The sequence below is a fragment of the Cryobacterium sp. HLT2-28 genome, assembly GCF_004402495.1.
GTDB lineage: Bacteria > Actinomycetota > Actinomycetes > Actinomycetales > Microbacteriaceae > Cryobacterium > Cryobacterium mannosilyticum.
Window position 1 is genome coordinate 92,358 of the sequence record NZ_SOFH01000022.1, and the last position, 13,777, is coordinate 106,134.

Here is a 13,777-nt window from a genome sequence, read left to right on the forward strand (position 1 = left end):
CGTTTTCGCAAGGCTGAGCCTCAGATCGACAACATGTTCTAGGTCTGGAGACCCGCCGTGGACCTGCGGAGAAGCGGCGGTTCTGGGGGTATATCGACCATTCGGAACGAGGGGAAACGGTCCAGTCCAGCGGTAACCTCTGGGGAGTCAGCAATCAGTCGGACGGAGCGGGTTCCCGCGTTCCCGGCCCGCACTGCATCTACAACATCGCCGAAGATTCAGGCAAGGATTAATGCCTGCTTTGCGGCGATCCGAGCGAATGGAAGTAGTCATGGAATCCCAGGGGGGAGGGAACCAGGCAGCAGACCAGACGGCAGTAGACCAGACAGTGGCGCGCCCGCACACGCCCGGAGCCGGGCGTAGAGCGGCGCCCCGGGTCATCCGGGACCTCCGGGGCAACGTCCCCGGGCAGGGCCTCATGATCGAGGTGCTCCGCCGCCAAGCGGAATCCGGAGAGATCGTCCCCGAGACCGGCGCCGTGCTCTTGACAGACGCCGCTGTGCCGTGGCGGATCGGCGCGCTCGGGGAGATCCAGGTTGGCGCGCACCTCGCGCAGCTCGGCCCGGAATGGTCCGTTCTGCACTCCGTTCCCGTCGGGAAGGGCGAGAGCGACATCGACCACGTCGTCATCAGCCAAGCCGGGGTGTTCACCATCAATACGAAACGGCACGCGGGCCAGAAAATCTGGGTCGCCGGGCGCGGGTTCATGGTCGGCAATCATAAGCAGCCGTACATTCGGAAGGCCAGCCAGGAAGCGAAACGTGCGGAGAAGATGCTCTCCCTGGCGACCGGGATGACGGTCCCCGTCTGCGGTGTCATCGCTCTCGTCGACCCGGCCAGCATCACCCGGAAGGCCCCGCCCGAAGGCGACGGTGTCGAACTGCGCATCATCGACTCCCGCGACCTCTGCGCCACCGTCAGCGGCCGCCCCATCTTCAGCGTCGAACAGGTCGCCGCCATCGTCGCCGCGGCAGCGCAACCCGGGACCTGGCACGCGGGCCCACACTCCATCGAGGAACCCGCCGAGATCGCCGAAGCATTCCACGCGCTAAGCGACCGCGTCGTGGACGAGGCGACGCCACCCGTCATCCTGCGCCCGCGCACCACGGCCTCCCCGGCAACCACGCGCACCCGTCAGCCAACGGCGGTGAAGCCCCGCGCCGCCCGGCCCAGCAAGAGAGCCCAGAAAGCGAAGGAGAAGCGCCAGGCCGAGATCATCAAGCTCGTCGCCATCTGCGTCGGGCTGACCATTTGGTACGTCAGCACCCGCTAGCCGCAGGTTGGCATGTCGAGTGTACGGCGCGCCCTGGCAGAGGACACCCTCGAGCACGAATCGAAGGCGTCCTAGACGCCTTGCCCGGCCACACAGGCATTCATCACGCCGAGAGTCTTTCGTTCCAGGCCGTGAGCTGCGCCTCCCAGTCGTCGACGCTGGATCGTAGGTAGCGGACGGACTTCTTTGTGAGAGTAACGAAGGCCGGGCCTTCCCCGAGGCCAACTAGGGATGTTTGCATGGGTTGTCGGCCGTCCGATTGGCAGTCTTGATCTATCCCTCCCCGCCGCGTTGCCCACCGATGTACTCGAGGACGATGTCAGAGATGCCTATAACGGCCTAATGACACACGTTGCCCAAGCCGTTGAAGGGCATGATTGGCCCGAATTGCACCGAACTGCGGTCCTTTGGCGGCTGGCGGGAATCGCAGAAGGTCTCCAAGAGTCCAAGAGCCTTCACACTTCCATGGACATATTGGTCCGATCTCTCTCCGCGACCATGCCCGTCGGCCTCTACAACAGGATTTCGAGAGGCACATGGCTCAGCGATTTTGTAGAGGATCGCAATGGGTTCACTCACGTAAGGCCAGACGACACTGGACGACGCGCGTTCCAAGCCAGCCTGGTGAGGCATGCATCGGCAGCCGAGATCGTGGACTATCTGCGGGTCGCCACGTACTTCGCTGCGGGGGCCATCAACACCAGTATTCGCCGCGTCGACAGTAGCAAAGCTCGGAGTTGGATGGACCGGATCGACGACGATTATTCTTGGGTGACGTAGGCCCAGATTCGCCCGCGGAGGTTCTCGAGTCGACTTGAAGAATGGCAGTTTCGTCCCTTGTCAAAGCGGCAAGAAGGTTGTGCGCGGCCATGCAGATGCCAAGCATCGATTTCTGTCGCCTCGTCACAAAATTGGCTTGCAGGTTCGTACAGGGTCCCTGCCGATGCCAGCATCGGAATTCCCCGTGCTGGGAAGTCGAGAGCCGGCCTCTCCAAAATCGCCGACTGTCGAGAGCCAGGCTTCGGTGCCAAGCAACTCAACAGGCTCGTCGTCGTCCGGTCCGTGGCCTGGTAGCCGAGAAATGTGAGCGTCCATGAAAGCAGGGTACCCGTGAGCCGGGCTCGGTGTTCGTGGGGCTGGCTGGCATGAGACGAAGCATGTTCGTTGCATCCGATGCGAACGGCGCTCTTCCTCACTTCTCCCACCACCAGTACTTCAGGGCGCCAACCTCGTCGGCCCGGTGTTTCGGGAGTGTCCCTTGTCGCATCCTGCTCCGCACGCGAGTGGCCCACCCAGCGGCGAGTCGTTCTTCCTCCTCGTCGCTCGTCACGATCGGAGCGCGACCGACATGTTCGACAACTCGGTTGTACCGCTCGATCTGCGCATCCCATTGGTTGCTATGCGGGTCCAACTCGAAACTGGGAATACATAGCAGGCGTTCTCGCTGATAAGTGCATAGCGTGTCCCATGCGCCTCGGCGGTAGTCAACCCATTCCGCCAGCCTGTTTTCTTCCCGCGCGGCCTGGTCTCGGGGCGGGTACGCCTGTTTGTGAGGCGCACGCCTGTATCGGAGATTGAAATCGTCGAGCTTGGCGACGTTGACGATCCACTTGCGGACCTTCAGGGGTGCGTGCACATCGTCGACGTGTCCGGTCCTCATGTACCGCATCTCTGCGCGATAGAAGTCGAGCGAGCGCCGGTCGTCCTCGGAGAGATCAGAGTCTGGTGACTTGTCCAGTCTTTCATAGCGGTCGAGCAACGCCTGGTAAGTCTTGATATCCACGTGGGACTCCTTCGTGGCACACGGTGTGTGCCGTCGGAGGAGTCATGCGCGGAGGGTGAGTGAAACTTACCGGCGCGCGCAAAGAGAAAAATTCAGGGATCTGAAAGCTGTACCGTCCCTACATGAGCAACGTGTTGGCCTCGACAGAGCACCCCGGCCCAAGGGTCAGAATCGAATCCAGGGGAAGCGGCAGCCGTGGATTCAGCGTGGACGTACGCCAAGACACGCTGCCCCGTCCTGCCGAGGCTGATCGCGCCAACCTCTGGTGCATGTGCGATGAATGGGGCTACATCGAGCTCTACGCGGTTCTCGATGGGGTCAGCGCGTTAACGTTCTGGGACGGGCCGAGCACCCAGATCAGGCAGAAGGCTCACCCAGCCGTGCCCGAACACTTCCTCGCCTGGTGCCGACGAGTCCACATGAACTTGGTCACGTCCTACTGCCAAATCGCCAAAGCCCACCTGACCCTGCGATCTAGCGACAACGTCTTTGGGGCGGCGGCGGGTCATAGGAACCAGACCAGCTACCTAGTAGACAAATACCTGGAGGTCCTCGGTGAAGCCTGCCGATGGGGAGGCGTTAACAAACTATTGGCGACCGGACCCGTCGCTGACCGAACCGACATCGCAAGCACAGCAGCCGTTGAGTTCATCTTCGAGACGACGGGTGAGGCGTCGGCCCGGTCTGCCGAAATCCTGCGGCTGTACCTCTCCCGAGTACTAGGCCGCGACGTTTCCCTCATCTGGCGCCGACACCGGGTTGACGGCGAGCCAGCACACATCACCATCAAGAAAACCCGCGAACTGTGGACGGCTGAGCAATGAACACCTGGGAACTAGACGATGGCTCAACGACGGTCGCATTCGCCGGCGACTGGCACGGAGTGTCAGACGGTGTATTTCAGACCCTGAAACGACTCTCCGATGCCGGGATCACCAGGGTCTATCACGTCGGTGACTTCGCGATTTGGCCGGACAAGAGTGGCACGAAGTTCCTGAATACCGTCAACGGCTACGCGGCGGATCTGGGGATCGGAATCTCCGTGACGCCGGGTAACCACGAGGACTGGGCCTATCTAGATTCAGCCCTGAGCGTGGCGGACCCAGAACCGTTCCTTGTTCGCCCGCGTATCGCTGTGTTTCCCCGGGGGTATCGATGGGTGCATGGCGGGCGCTCGTTCGTGAGCTTCGGCGGGAGCGCGTCGATCGATTACGAATACCGAACTCCTCGACGCAACTGGTGGCCTGAGGAACTACCCACCGGCGCCGATCTCGAGCACATCAAGGCCGGAGGGCGGGCCGACATCATGATCACCCATGACGCCCCGATACCGGGAACGCCAATGGTCGAGCAAATCCGATCGATTAACCCCCAAGGGTGGAGCGAGGCGGCTCTGGACTACGCCGCCGGCAGCGCACGAATGATCACGGACGCCTGGAACGCCGTTCAGCCGCACACGCTCGTCCACGGCCATTTCCACGTTCGGGACACGACGACTTTGCCCACCGGGCAACGCATATTCTCCCTCGCGGCCGAGCAGGCCGTCGGCAACGTGCTGGTTCTCAACCTCAAGAACCTGAGCACGAAGTGGCTGGAGGACCTCGGTGCCTGAATCCGACAAAGCGAATAGCCGTGGCACCGACCAGAAAGAGTTGCTCACCCTCATGGACACCGCCACCGGTTGCTACGTCGTCACATCGGCATCCTCCGCCCAACACGCGATCGACTTCGACTCCGGAACGCTGACCCGCACAGCAGGGGAACTCGGCGATGAACCGACCAAGCTCCGCTGTGACGGCACTCCTGTTGGGCTTCAAGCTGTTATCTCGTGTACGGTCGGGCGCCCCGCCCAGTTCCAGGTCAGGCTCAGCCCTGACCGGGTCATCGACACGGTACGCACAACGACAACAGTCGTGCGCATCGAGCGTCTTGTAGAATCTCAGACTCCGCCCGTCCTCCAGGCTGAAGCGGAGAGGCGTTGATGCGTGCCCGGCTCTATCTAGATGTTGACGGCGTACTCAACGCGCGCAACGCAAAGTTCATCTGGGGAGAGGCGACAAGTACCTCCATGACGATCCATCACCCCGGGGGGTACACCGACGACTTCACCATCCACTGGGCACCAGACCTGATCCTCGCCTTGGATGTCCTCCGAACCACGTTCGATATCGAGCTGGTTTGGCTGACCACCTGGAACGAGAACAACTTCGTGCTGACACATCTGGTGCCGACGATCCAAGGCCTTGCGGGCGGCCGAGTGCTGCCCTACGACCCGCCATTCAGCCCGGTCATCGAAGCCTCGGGCTGGTGGAAAGGCCGAGGCCTAATCAAAGACCAAGCAGCCTCACCAACACCCTTCATCTGGATAGACGACCAGGAAGTGTCCTTGCACGGTCACAAGATCCTGGCAAAGACAACAGGGACGCCGTCCCTCTTGATCCCCACCAGCCCGATAGCCGGCCTGACACCCGAGCATGTTGAACAGATGAGTGAATGGCTGGAACGACTGCCTGACGATGCCAAGACAATCTGACGGTGCCCCTTCTTCGGAAGATGCCGAACGAGAGGTGATGAACGAACAGGCGAAGGATACTGATGTCCCCGAAAAGCTTGAGCTGACTGGGACAGAAGGAGGACTGTGGTGCGTTTACACGAGGGACAGCAACCACATATTCGACCTAGACCGCGGAACCGTCACACGCGTTCCTGGCGCCGATGCACCAGCCAATATCAACGACGGCCCACGAAGGCTGAAAGAACTCTTCACGTGCCGCGTGGGCGAGAGAGGCTATTGGACGATGCCGGGCGACTATCTAATCGACTTTCGCTTTAACCTCACTTCCACAATTCAGCGCATCCAAAAGATCACGGGCGACACAACCCAGCCGCCGTCGTAGCCGGGCTGGAGTTCAGGGCAAACCGGGATCAGCGAGCACGACCAGAACCATCGATGAACGAAATTTCGAAGGGAGCCTAGCTATGAGGACTGACAACCGTGATGCTGCGCTGGACCTCGCTCAGGAAATCTTCCGGATTCTCGACGCAATCAATACGCCAAACCCGAAGTGGCTTCATCGCCAGGACTCAGTGGCAGCAATAGTGAACGTACTGGTCAGCATCCACGCGACGCGGGCCTTGCGCTCAGACGTTTGACTTCCACCGCCAAGCGTGGGGATGCGACCTGGCTGGAGGACCTCGATGCACACAGTGAACAGCGGTGGCATGGAGCAAAAAAGAGTCACTCACGCTCATGGACACCGCCACCGATAGCTTCGTGGACACGTCCGCATCCTGCACCCAGCACACGATCGACTTCGGCTCTGGGACACTCACCCAGATCCCTGCGAAGCTAATCGACGAACAGGTCAGGCTCCGCAGTGAAGACACCCCGCTTCAGCTACTGAACATACTTTCGTGCACGGTAGGGCACCATAGCGAGTTCATGGTCAGACTTCACCTAGACCGGCTCATCTACGGTTCCGACGAGAACAACGACTCGGTGTCTGACCGCAAGGAGTTTTCAATGAACGAAACCCGTCCGTGTGACCGCCAAGCCGGGGAGCACACCAAATGACTGTCGACGAGATCGTTGGCCCAGGCCAGTTCGGTACCTGGCGTGTGACCACGTCAATGGGTGACATCGCAACGATCGTTCTGACACCGGAGAGATGCATGATCCACGGGGAGTGGACACCCCTCACCCGCTCAAGGCATGGACTGCCACAGATCGGGCCAAGCGCACTGAGGAGCCTCGTGTGCAAGGTAGGCCAACCGCTGATTTGGACCACCCATGGCGGGGTTGGTGGTGTTGATGAATGGCGTGTCGGAGAAGTTATTCGAATTGAGCGCCGCGAATCTTGACGAATTGATGCGTTAGCTTTGCGTCATGAGCAATGCGTCAGGCGCACTGAATTTCGGCAGGCTCTTGGCTGGACGAGTTGCCAAGGTCGCCATCGAACCAAGCGAACTCTACGAGGGACTACCAAACAAAGGTCGAGGATATGGCCACTTGAGATTGGTGCAGGGTCAGACCGATTCACGCGATCGGCAGTGACGATGGTGCCCATTTTTTGCCCACACTTGCCCACGCTATTGCGTGATTTCCTGTTATTGCCGGTTACCATAAACCGTTGAATTCACGGGCGATTACGGGAAAACTCGGGCTATGGTTGAACCCTGCCAAAGACTTTTAATCCTTGGGTCGTCGGTTCGAGCCCGACGGGGCCCACTTGTGTCGCGGTCGGGGTGCGCGGAACCGGATGCCACCGGCACCCGAGTGAGTCAGGCGTGACTGGCCTGCCGGGCCAGCTCGCCCTGAACAGTGAGAGCGAGTTCTCGAAGCAGAACCAGGTTGACGTCCGCCTCCGCTCGCGGCTCCGCCCCGAACACGCACAGGGCCCCGATCCGTTCGCCGGAGGGAGACTCGATCGCGAACCCGGCGTAGAACCGAACCTCCGGCCTGCCTGCGGCAGTCGGACCGTTGCGGATTCGTTCATCGGCCCGGGCGTCGGGAATGACCGTGACTCCCGATTCCTTGATGGCGAGGTTGCAGAATGAGCCGGCACGGGGCAACTCGCCGCGGTCGCGCCCGGCGGTGCACGACATCCTGACCCGCTCGCCGTCCACGAGGCTGAAGGATGCCCCGTCCGCGCCGAACGAGGTGAGCGCAAGCTCGACGATCGGGCCGAGGAGCCCCTGATAGTCCGGGTCGGGCCGGTCGAATTCATCGACAGCGCGTTGCCGCCTTGCCTCCCTCCGCTGTGCACCGTCAGGCTCCAACGGATCGGCCTCCCCACTCTCGTGCCGATGCGGCGCCGGATCAAGGGCGGGCGTCAGGACAGAGGCCAGCAACTCAGCCCACTGCTCGTAAACCGGGGCCGCCCGGTAGTCCTGGTACTGACGGCGTTCCGGCAGATCGGGCGCGATCGACAGCAGAGTGGTGCGCGGCATCGGCGCGGAAACCGCTCGGGTGATCCGGTTCAGGCGCTGCGCGTGCCGCTCGGCGAGTGTGCCCAGCACGGAGTCGAAGATCGGAATGGAACGGATGCCCGCGGCCTCGACGATATAGACCTGCGTGGTCTGGGAGGTCGAGCGCTCCAGCCGTGCGAGCAGGTCGGTAACGGCGCGCCGCCACTGGCTCGTCGCCGTGTAGAAGACGGCGTCGCCGACGCCGAGGAACACGACGATCGCGTCGTAGCGGCAGAGCCTGGCCCCGTCGAGGGCACCGACGGCCGACCCGATGAGCATCCGGGGGTCGGCAATGACGTCGACGTCCGCCCCGCGGCCGGTGCGCCGGGTCAGCGCCCTGGCGAGTGCCCCCGGTATGCCCAGGTCGTGGCTGAGCACTCCCCAGCCGACCAGCGGCCCGCTGCCGAAAAGCAGCACCCGGTCGGAGTCGAGACCGGCGGAATGGGCCTGGGGCGCATCCGAGGGCCGGGGGATGTTCTCCAGGTCGCGGAAGTTCAGGATCACCCAGGCGCGCATCAGCGGCGCCAGCGCCAGTCGGAACGGAGCGGATGTCCAGCCGTCGAACGGGTGGGCCGGCCACCGAGTCATCTTCGCCACTGAGCGTCTCCCGCCTCGGGCCCGTCCGGGCAGTCTGCCCGTGTCGGAGTCAAACACTCGAGCAGCTCCCCCACCAGCCCATCTTCGGGGAACGCAGACGGCCGGATTCCGGCCGGTCCCACTACGCTCAAGCTATCGACCAGATGGTTACGACCGGGAACTGGCCGGAACGAGCCGGAACAAGCTTCAGAACGACGAGACACGAGGAGAGGTCAGAATGTCCAGGAAAGTGAAGTGGCTCGACCAGCCCGACGCCGACGACTTCCCGAAGGCGGCGAACTACCTGCATCTGCTCGTGAACGACAGCGCCGTCGACGCCACCGTCGGCGCGCTGGAGGCGGCCCCGCTCACCCACCACAAGGCCAAGGACATCCTCCGGGCCAGCGGCTTGCCGCTGCTCGACGCCGCCAATCCGCACGTGGCCGCCTACCTGAAACTGATCCGTGACGGGGTGAGACTGTCCCCGATCCTGCTCGTGCGCGGCAATCTCCCCGCCGGGGTGCCACTGCACATCGCAGACGGGTACCACCGGGTGTGTGCCACCTACCTCACCAACGAGAACACCGACATCCCCGTGCGGCTCGCCGACCTGACGCTCTGACCGACCCTGGACCCGGCCGCGATGACCTTCCAGACCCTGGCGATCATCTCGGTCGTCGCACTGCTCGGCCCTCTCCTGGCGATCCCGCGCCGCGCCCGCCTGCCGGTGATGCTCGGTCAGCTTCTGGCGGGGATCGTCGTCGGGCAGAGCGGCCTCCGGCTGGTGGATTCGACCGACCCCTCGATCACGCTGCTGGCCGACGTTGGCTTCGCACTGATGATGTTCGTCGCCGGAACCCACGTGCCCCTGCGGGACGGTCAGAACCGCTCCGCGCTGCGCAGGGGGGCTGCCCGCGCGACCGGCACTGCCGTGGTCGCCGCCGGGCTCGGGGCGGGGATCGCCGCGCTCTTCGGCATCAACCACGCCCCCCTCTACATCGTGCTGCTCGCGTCGTCGTCTGCCGCCCTGGTGCTTCCGATCATCGACTCCCTGCGGCTGAAGGGCACCCCGGTGCTCGAGGTGATCGCGCAGGTCGCCATCGCGGACATCGCCGCGATCGTGGCGCTGCCGCTGGCGATCGACCCGCCCAACGCCGGCCGGGCGGCGCTCGGCGCGGCCGCGGTGGCCGGCGCATCCGTGGTGCTCTACCTCGTGCTCTCCCGGCTGGAGGCGACCGGGGCCAGGCTGCGGCTGCACCACCTGTCGGAGTCGCGCAAGTTCGCCCTGGAACTGCGGATCCAGCTCGCGGTCCTCTTCGGCATGGCGGCCCTGGCCGTCTACAGCCACGTGTCGATCATGCTGGCCGGGTTCTCATTCGGGCTGGCCGTTGCCGCCGTCGGCGAACCGAGGCGACTGGCCAGGCAACTGTTCGCCATCGCCGACGGATTCCTCGGCCCGCTGTTCTTCGTCTGGCTCGGCGCCTCCCTCAACCTGCTCGACCTCCTGAACCGGCCGCAGATGATCCTGCTCGGCCTGACGCTGGGGGTCGCCGCAGTGCTGGCGCACGCCGTCACGCGCGCCCTCGGGCTGCCACTGCCGCTCGGCCTGATGTCGGCCGCGCAGCTCGGGGTGCCGGTGGCCGCGGTGACGATCGGCAGCCAGTCGAACCTGTTGCTGCCCGGCGAGGCCGCGGCGCTGATCCTGGGGGCCCTCGTCACGATCGGGGTGTCCGCGATCGCGGGCGGGCGGGCGGCCGCGCCTCCGGAGGCCGAGCCGGTCTCCCCGCGACGCCCCCCGGAGACCGCGACCCCCTGACGCGGCGGGCCTCCTCTCGGACTCCGGAGGGCACTCTTCGGAATTCCCGGCGGGCGCACAGCGTTGATGCGGTCAGTGCACGGGTTTCCCGCTCATACTGCAGAACAGAACGGGCACGGCCCGGCGACGAATCAAGGAGGTCGCACGTGGAAAGAGTGAATGAAGAGGTAGAGGTCAACACCGGAGTGATCGAGAAGTACCGGCGCCACGGGAATGGGCGCGGACTGGTCTCCCCCGCTGCCCGGGTGCACGCGAGCGCGTTCGTGTCGAGCACGGCCTATGTGGAAAGCGGCGCGCAGGTCAGCGCAGAGTCGTGGATCGGACCTGGAAGCTGGATCGACCACGGGGCCGTGATCGGGTCGAAGGTCTTCATCGGCCAGAACGTGCATGTGGGCGCGGACGCGCAGGTGGGAAACGGAGCCCGGCTGGGCAGCCACTCCCGGATCGGCCGGAACGCCCGCATTCCCGCCGGCGCCGTCCTCGACCGGGACCTCCGGGTGCCCGACAACGCGGTGGCCGCCGCGACCGCGTCACGCGCCGCCCACGCCGCCCACCGTCGGGCCGACCTGCCGGGGACCGGGCTCCGGTCGGCCGCCTGACCCGGTCGGCCGCCTGAGCCGGCGTCACTCGGTGGCCGGTCAGTCGGTGCGGGACGGATGCCGCAGCTCGCGCTGGACCATCAGCGCGAGCTCCCGCAACAGGACCAGGTCCACCTCCCCGTCGGAGCGAGGCTCCGGGTCGAAGACGCAGAGCGCGCCGATCCGCTCCCCCGAGGGAGATTCGATCGGGAACCCGGCGTAGAAACGGATGTGCGGCTCGCCGACCACGAGCGGGCTCTCCCGGAAGCGCTCGTCGAGCAGGGCGTCCGCGACCACCATCGGCTCCGGTCCCTGGATCGTGACCGTGCAGAAGGAACTGCTCCGCGGCACCTCATCGTGGTCGAGGGACACCCGCGCCTTGTGCCACTGCCGGTCACGGTCGATCACGGTCACCGCGGCGGACCGGGTGCCGAACATGATCCGGGCGAGGTCGGCGATCCGGTCGTACCGCTCCTCCGGTGCCGTGTCCAGGATGCCGAGCCGGTCGACCGCATGCTGCCGCATCGCCTCGCGGGTGGCGGCATCCGTGTGGGCGACGGGGATGGCCTCCCTCGCGAAGGCGAAACGCTCCGTCTCCAGCGCGGGCACCATCGACGCCGCGAGCAGCCCCGCCCAGTGCGAGTACACCTCCGGCGAGCGATACCGACCGGAGGCGGGCGGCGGAGCCCCGTTGAGGGGCAGGAAGTCGGCACGCGGGATGTCGGCGCAGATCGCGGCCGTGGCCCGGTTCAGCCTGCGGGCGTGAGCGTCGGCCAGGTCGCCGAGCGGGCTGTCGAAGACGGGGATCGACCGGATGGGCTGGACCCCGGCGGCGAACACCCGGGTGCTGCCCGATGAGCTCCGGACCAGCTGGCGCAGCAGCCTGTCCAGCCCGAGCCGCCAGACCCGTTCGGAGGCCAGGGTGACCGACTCGTTCACCCCCAGGGTGACGACGATCGCGTCGAACCGGGTCAGCCTCAGGTCACCGAGGTCGGCGAGGGCGGTGACCGACGTCATCCGGGACCGGGAGAGGACGTCGACGTCCACGCCGCGCCCGGTGCGCGCCGACACCGCGCGCGCCAGCGCCCCGGGCAGGGCGAGATCGTGGCTCATCACCCCGCGGCCGACCGCCGGCCCGGAGCCGAAAACGAGGATGCGGTCGGAGTCGACGCCCGCGGCGTGCGCCTGCGGGGCATCCGTGGGCATCGGGATGTCCGTGGATTCCCTCTCGGCTGCCGCGGCCCAGGCGCGCATTGTCGGCGCCAGCGACCGTCGAATGAGTTCGTGCACCGGTTCCTCTTGCGATTCCGCACGCGAGGGCGGTCCACGCGGGTTGGCCCAGTATCCCGCATCCGCCGAAATTGTATGCAATCCGGGGCAAGGGTGTCGCCGCCGCAGGCCCCGCTCAGAGCAGTGACACGACGGCTTGCGCGGCCGCAAAGATGGCCACCCCGGCGAGGGCGCCGACGACGGTGCCGTTGATGCGGATGAACTGCAGGTCCTTGCCGACCTGCAGTTCGATCTTCTCCGACGTCTCGGCCGCGTCCCACCGCTCGACGGTCTCAGTGATGACGCCGGCGATCTCGTGCCGGTAGCTCCGCACGAGGTGGCTGGCCGAGTCGGCCAGCCACCGGTCGATCCGCGCCCCGAGGGCGCCGTCTCCGAGCAGGCGGGCGCCGACCTCGATCACGGTCGAACGGATGCCGGCGCGCAGCGCGCTCGCCGGGTCGCCAAGGGAATCGACCAGGGATGCCTTCACCGCCTCCCAGGTCTCCCCGGCGAATTCGCGCAGCCGGGCGCTGTCGAGCAGCTCGAGCTTGAGCGTTTCCACCCGGTTGATCATGGCGGGATCGTGCTGCAGGTCACCCGTGAGTTCGACCAGATAGCGATCGATCGCCGCCCGCAACGGGTGGGCGGCATCCGTGCGAACGGCGTCGAGGAAGGCGAGCACCTCCCGGTGGGCCTTGTCGTCGACGAGCTTGTCGACAAAACCGGGCAGCCAGCTCGGCAGGCGCTGCGACACGGCCCGGCCGAATGCCTCGGGGTGCGCGAGGAGCCAGCCCTGGGCACGCTCGAGCAGCAGGTCGACGACGGCGTGCTGTTGCCCCGACTCCACCAGCCGTTCACCGATCCGGCCGATCGGCGGCGCCCAGTCGGCCTGCACGAGGTGCTCGCGGGCGACGGTCTCGATCAGGTCCTTGATGGCGTCGTCACTGAGCAGTTCGAGCAGCCCGGTGCCGGCCACCGCGACCTCGTCGGTCAGCCGGCCGGCGTTCTCCGGCGTCGACAGCCACGCGCCCAACCGGCGGGACACCCCCATCGAGTCGAGCTTGCCCCGCACGACGGTCTCGGAGAGGAAGTTCGCCTCGACGAACTCGCCCAGACTCGCGCCGATCTCGTCCTTGCGGCTGGCGATGATGTTCGTGTGCGGGATGCGCAGGCCCAGCGGGTAGCGGAACAGTGCGGTCACCGCGAACCAGTCCGCCAGCCCACCGACCATGCCGCCCTCGGCCGCCGCGCGCACGTACTGCAGCGCCGGGTAGCGGTCCTGGAGCGCGAAGGACACGGCGAAAACGACGGCCATCACGAGGAGCAGGCCCACCGCGAGCCGTTTCATCCGCACGAGGGCGCTCAGGCGCGCGGCATCCGACGGGCTCAGCCGTGCCGGGGCCGGCGCCAGTGCGTGTTCGGACATGTCGTTTCGCGGTGACGTCGGTCTGGCCATCCCCCCAGCCTGCCCGATCAGGCCCCGCCAGCGAAACCCGCGGTCGGCGCCATCCGGC

13 protein-coding genes are annotated in these 13,777 nt (G+C 65.5%); 9 read left to right on the plus strand and 4 right to left on the minus strand.

Translation table 11 applies throughout. From position 1 onward, the window contains the following. Positions 1-271: 271 nt before the first annotated feature. Entirely contained in the window at positions 272-1,273 is a 1,002-nt protein-coding gene (locus E3O48_RS11205; RefSeq protein ID WP_166788682.1) for a nuclease-related domain-containing protein, read from the plus strand. Between the two features lie 1,192 nt (positions 1,274-2,465). On the opposite strand, the gene E3O48_RS11210 is transcribed toward E3O48_RS11205, so the two are convergent. Further along, on the minus strand, positions 2,466-3,056 hold the full coding sequence (locus E3O48_RS11210; RefSeq protein ID WP_134538872.1) for a hypothetical protein: 591 nt from the start codon (positions 3,054-3,056) through the stop codon (positions 2,466-2,468). Between the two features lie 122 nt (positions 3,057-3,178). Here E3O48_RS11210 and E3O48_RS11215 point away from each other — a divergent pair, with 122 nt between their 5' ends. The 5 genes from E3O48_RS11215 to E3O48_RS11235 all read left to right on the plus strand — a co-directional run bounded on the left by E3O48_RS11215 (position 3,179) and on the right by E3O48_RS11235 (position 6,630). Continuing rightward, positions 3,179-3,880 carry a hypothetical protein gene (locus E3O48_RS11215; RefSeq protein ID WP_134538874.1) on the plus strand — a complete coding sequence of 234 codons (702 nt, stop codon included), beginning with the start codon at positions 3,179-3,181 and terminating at the stop codon, positions 3,878-3,880. Further along, positions 3,877-4,668, plus strand: coding sequence for a metallophosphoesterase (locus E3O48_RS11220; RefSeq protein WP_134538876.1), 792 nt, complete (start codon positions 3,877-3,879; stop codon positions 4,666-4,668). The genes E3O48_RS11215 and E3O48_RS11220 overlap by 4 nt, the downstream gene beginning before the upstream one ends. Beyond that, positions 4,661-5,038, plus strand: a complete 378-nt coding sequence (locus E3O48_RS11225; RefSeq protein WP_134538878.1) for a hypothetical protein — start codon at positions 4,661-4,663, stop codon at positions 5,036-5,038. Before E3O48_RS11220 ends, E3O48_RS11225 begins: the two co-directional genes overlap by 8 nt. Then, positions 5,038-5,589, plus strand: a complete 552-nt coding sequence (locus E3O48_RS11230; protein ID WP_166788683.1) for an HAD domain-containing protein — start codon at positions 5,038-5,040, stop codon at positions 5,587-5,589. Before E3O48_RS11225 ends, E3O48_RS11230 begins: the two co-directional genes overlap by 1 nt. Positions 5,590-6,306: 717 nt before the next feature. Then, positions 6,307-6,630: a hypothetical protein gene (locus E3O48_RS11235; RefSeq protein WP_134538882.1), complete on the plus strand. Its 324-nt coding sequence runs from the start codon at positions 6,307-6,309 to the stop codon at positions 6,628-6,630. 707 nt (positions 6,631-7,337) lie between these two features. Here E3O48_RS11235 and E3O48_RS11240 read toward each other — a convergent pair. Then, positions 7,338-8,621, minus strand: coding sequence for a GAF domain-containing protein (locus E3O48_RS11240; protein ID WP_134538884.1), 1,284 nt, complete (start codon positions 8,619-8,621; stop codon positions 7,338-7,340). 217 nt (positions 8,622-8,838) lie between these two features. Between E3O48_RS11240 and E3O48_RS11245 the strand changes: the two genes are divergently transcribed. The 3 genes from E3O48_RS11245 to E3O48_RS11255 all read left to right on the plus strand — a co-directional run bounded on the left by E3O48_RS11245 (position 8,839) and on the right by E3O48_RS11255 (position 11,015). Further along, positions 8,839-9,222 carry a hypothetical protein gene (locus E3O48_RS11245; RefSeq protein WP_134538886.1) on the plus strand — a complete coding sequence of 128 codons (384 nt, stop codon included), beginning with the start codon at positions 8,839-8,841 and terminating at the stop codon, positions 9,220-9,222. 21 nt (positions 9,223-9,243) lie between these two features. After that, positions 9,244-10,416: a cation:proton antiporter gene (locus tag E3O48_RS11250; RefSeq protein WP_134538888.1), complete on the plus strand. Its 1,173-nt coding sequence runs from the start codon at positions 9,244-9,246 to the stop codon at positions 10,414-10,416. Positions 10,417-10,562: 146 nt separating this feature from the next. Continuing rightward, complete coding sequence (locus E3O48_RS11255) at positions 10,563-11,015, plus strand: hypothetical protein (RefSeq protein ID WP_166788684.1); 453 nt, start codon at positions 10,563-10,565, stop codon at positions 11,013-11,015. A gap of 39 nt (positions 11,016-11,054) precedes the next feature. Here E3O48_RS11255 and E3O48_RS11260 read toward each other — a convergent pair whose 3' ends face one another. Both E3O48_RS11260 and E3O48_RS11265 read right to left on the minus strand, forming a co-directional pair. After that, the gene (locus E3O48_RS11260; RefSeq protein WP_134538890.1) at positions 11,055-12,284 is read right to left on the minus strand and encodes a GAF domain-containing protein; all 1,230 of its coding nucleotides are present in this window, start codon (positions 12,282-12,284) and stop codon (positions 11,055-11,057) included. 115 nt (positions 12,285-12,399) lie between these two features. Then, complete coding sequence (locus E3O48_RS11265) at positions 12,400-13,689, minus strand: DUF445 domain-containing protein (RefSeq protein WP_134538892.1); 1,290 nt, start codon at positions 13,687-13,689, stop codon at positions 12,400-12,402. Positions 13,690-13,777 lie beyond the last annotated feature (88 nt).

What these genes read in the sequence shown, in the direction of transcription:
- E3O48_RS11250 (WP_134538888.1), top strand. Translation starts at nt 9,244, where the DNA reads ATGACCTTCCAGACCCTGGCGATCATCTCGGTCGTCGCACTGCTCGGC.
- E3O48_RS11245 (WP_134538886.1), top strand. Translation starts at nt 8,839, where the DNA reads ATGTCCAGGAAAGTGAAGTGGCTCGACCAGCCCGACGCCGACGACTTC.
- E3O48_RS11230 (WP_166788683.1), top strand. Translation starts at nt 5,038, where the DNA reads ATGCGTGCCCGGCTCTATCTAGATGTTGACGGCGTACTCAACGCGCGC.
- E3O48_RS11220 (WP_134538876.1), top strand. Translation starts at nt 3,877, where the DNA reads ATGAACACCTGGGAACTAGACGATGGCTCAACGACGGTCGCATTCGCC.
- E3O48_RS11235 (WP_134538882.1), top strand. Translation starts at nt 6,307, where the DNA reads ATGGACACCGCCACCGATAGCTTCGTGGACACGTCCGCATCCTGCACC.
- E3O48_RS11265 (WP_134538892.1), bottom strand. Translation starts at nt 13,689, where the DNA reads ATGTCCGAACACGCACTGGCGCCGGCCCCGGCACGGCTGAGCCCGTCG.
- E3O48_RS11215 (WP_134538874.1), top strand. Translation starts at nt 3,179, where the DNA reads ATGAGCAACGTGTTGGCCTCGACAGAGCACCCCGGCCCAAGGGTCAGA.
- E3O48_RS11205 (WP_166788682.1), top strand. Translation starts at nt 272, where the DNA reads ATGGAATCCCAGGGGGGAGGGAACCAGGCAGCAGACCAGACGGCAGTA.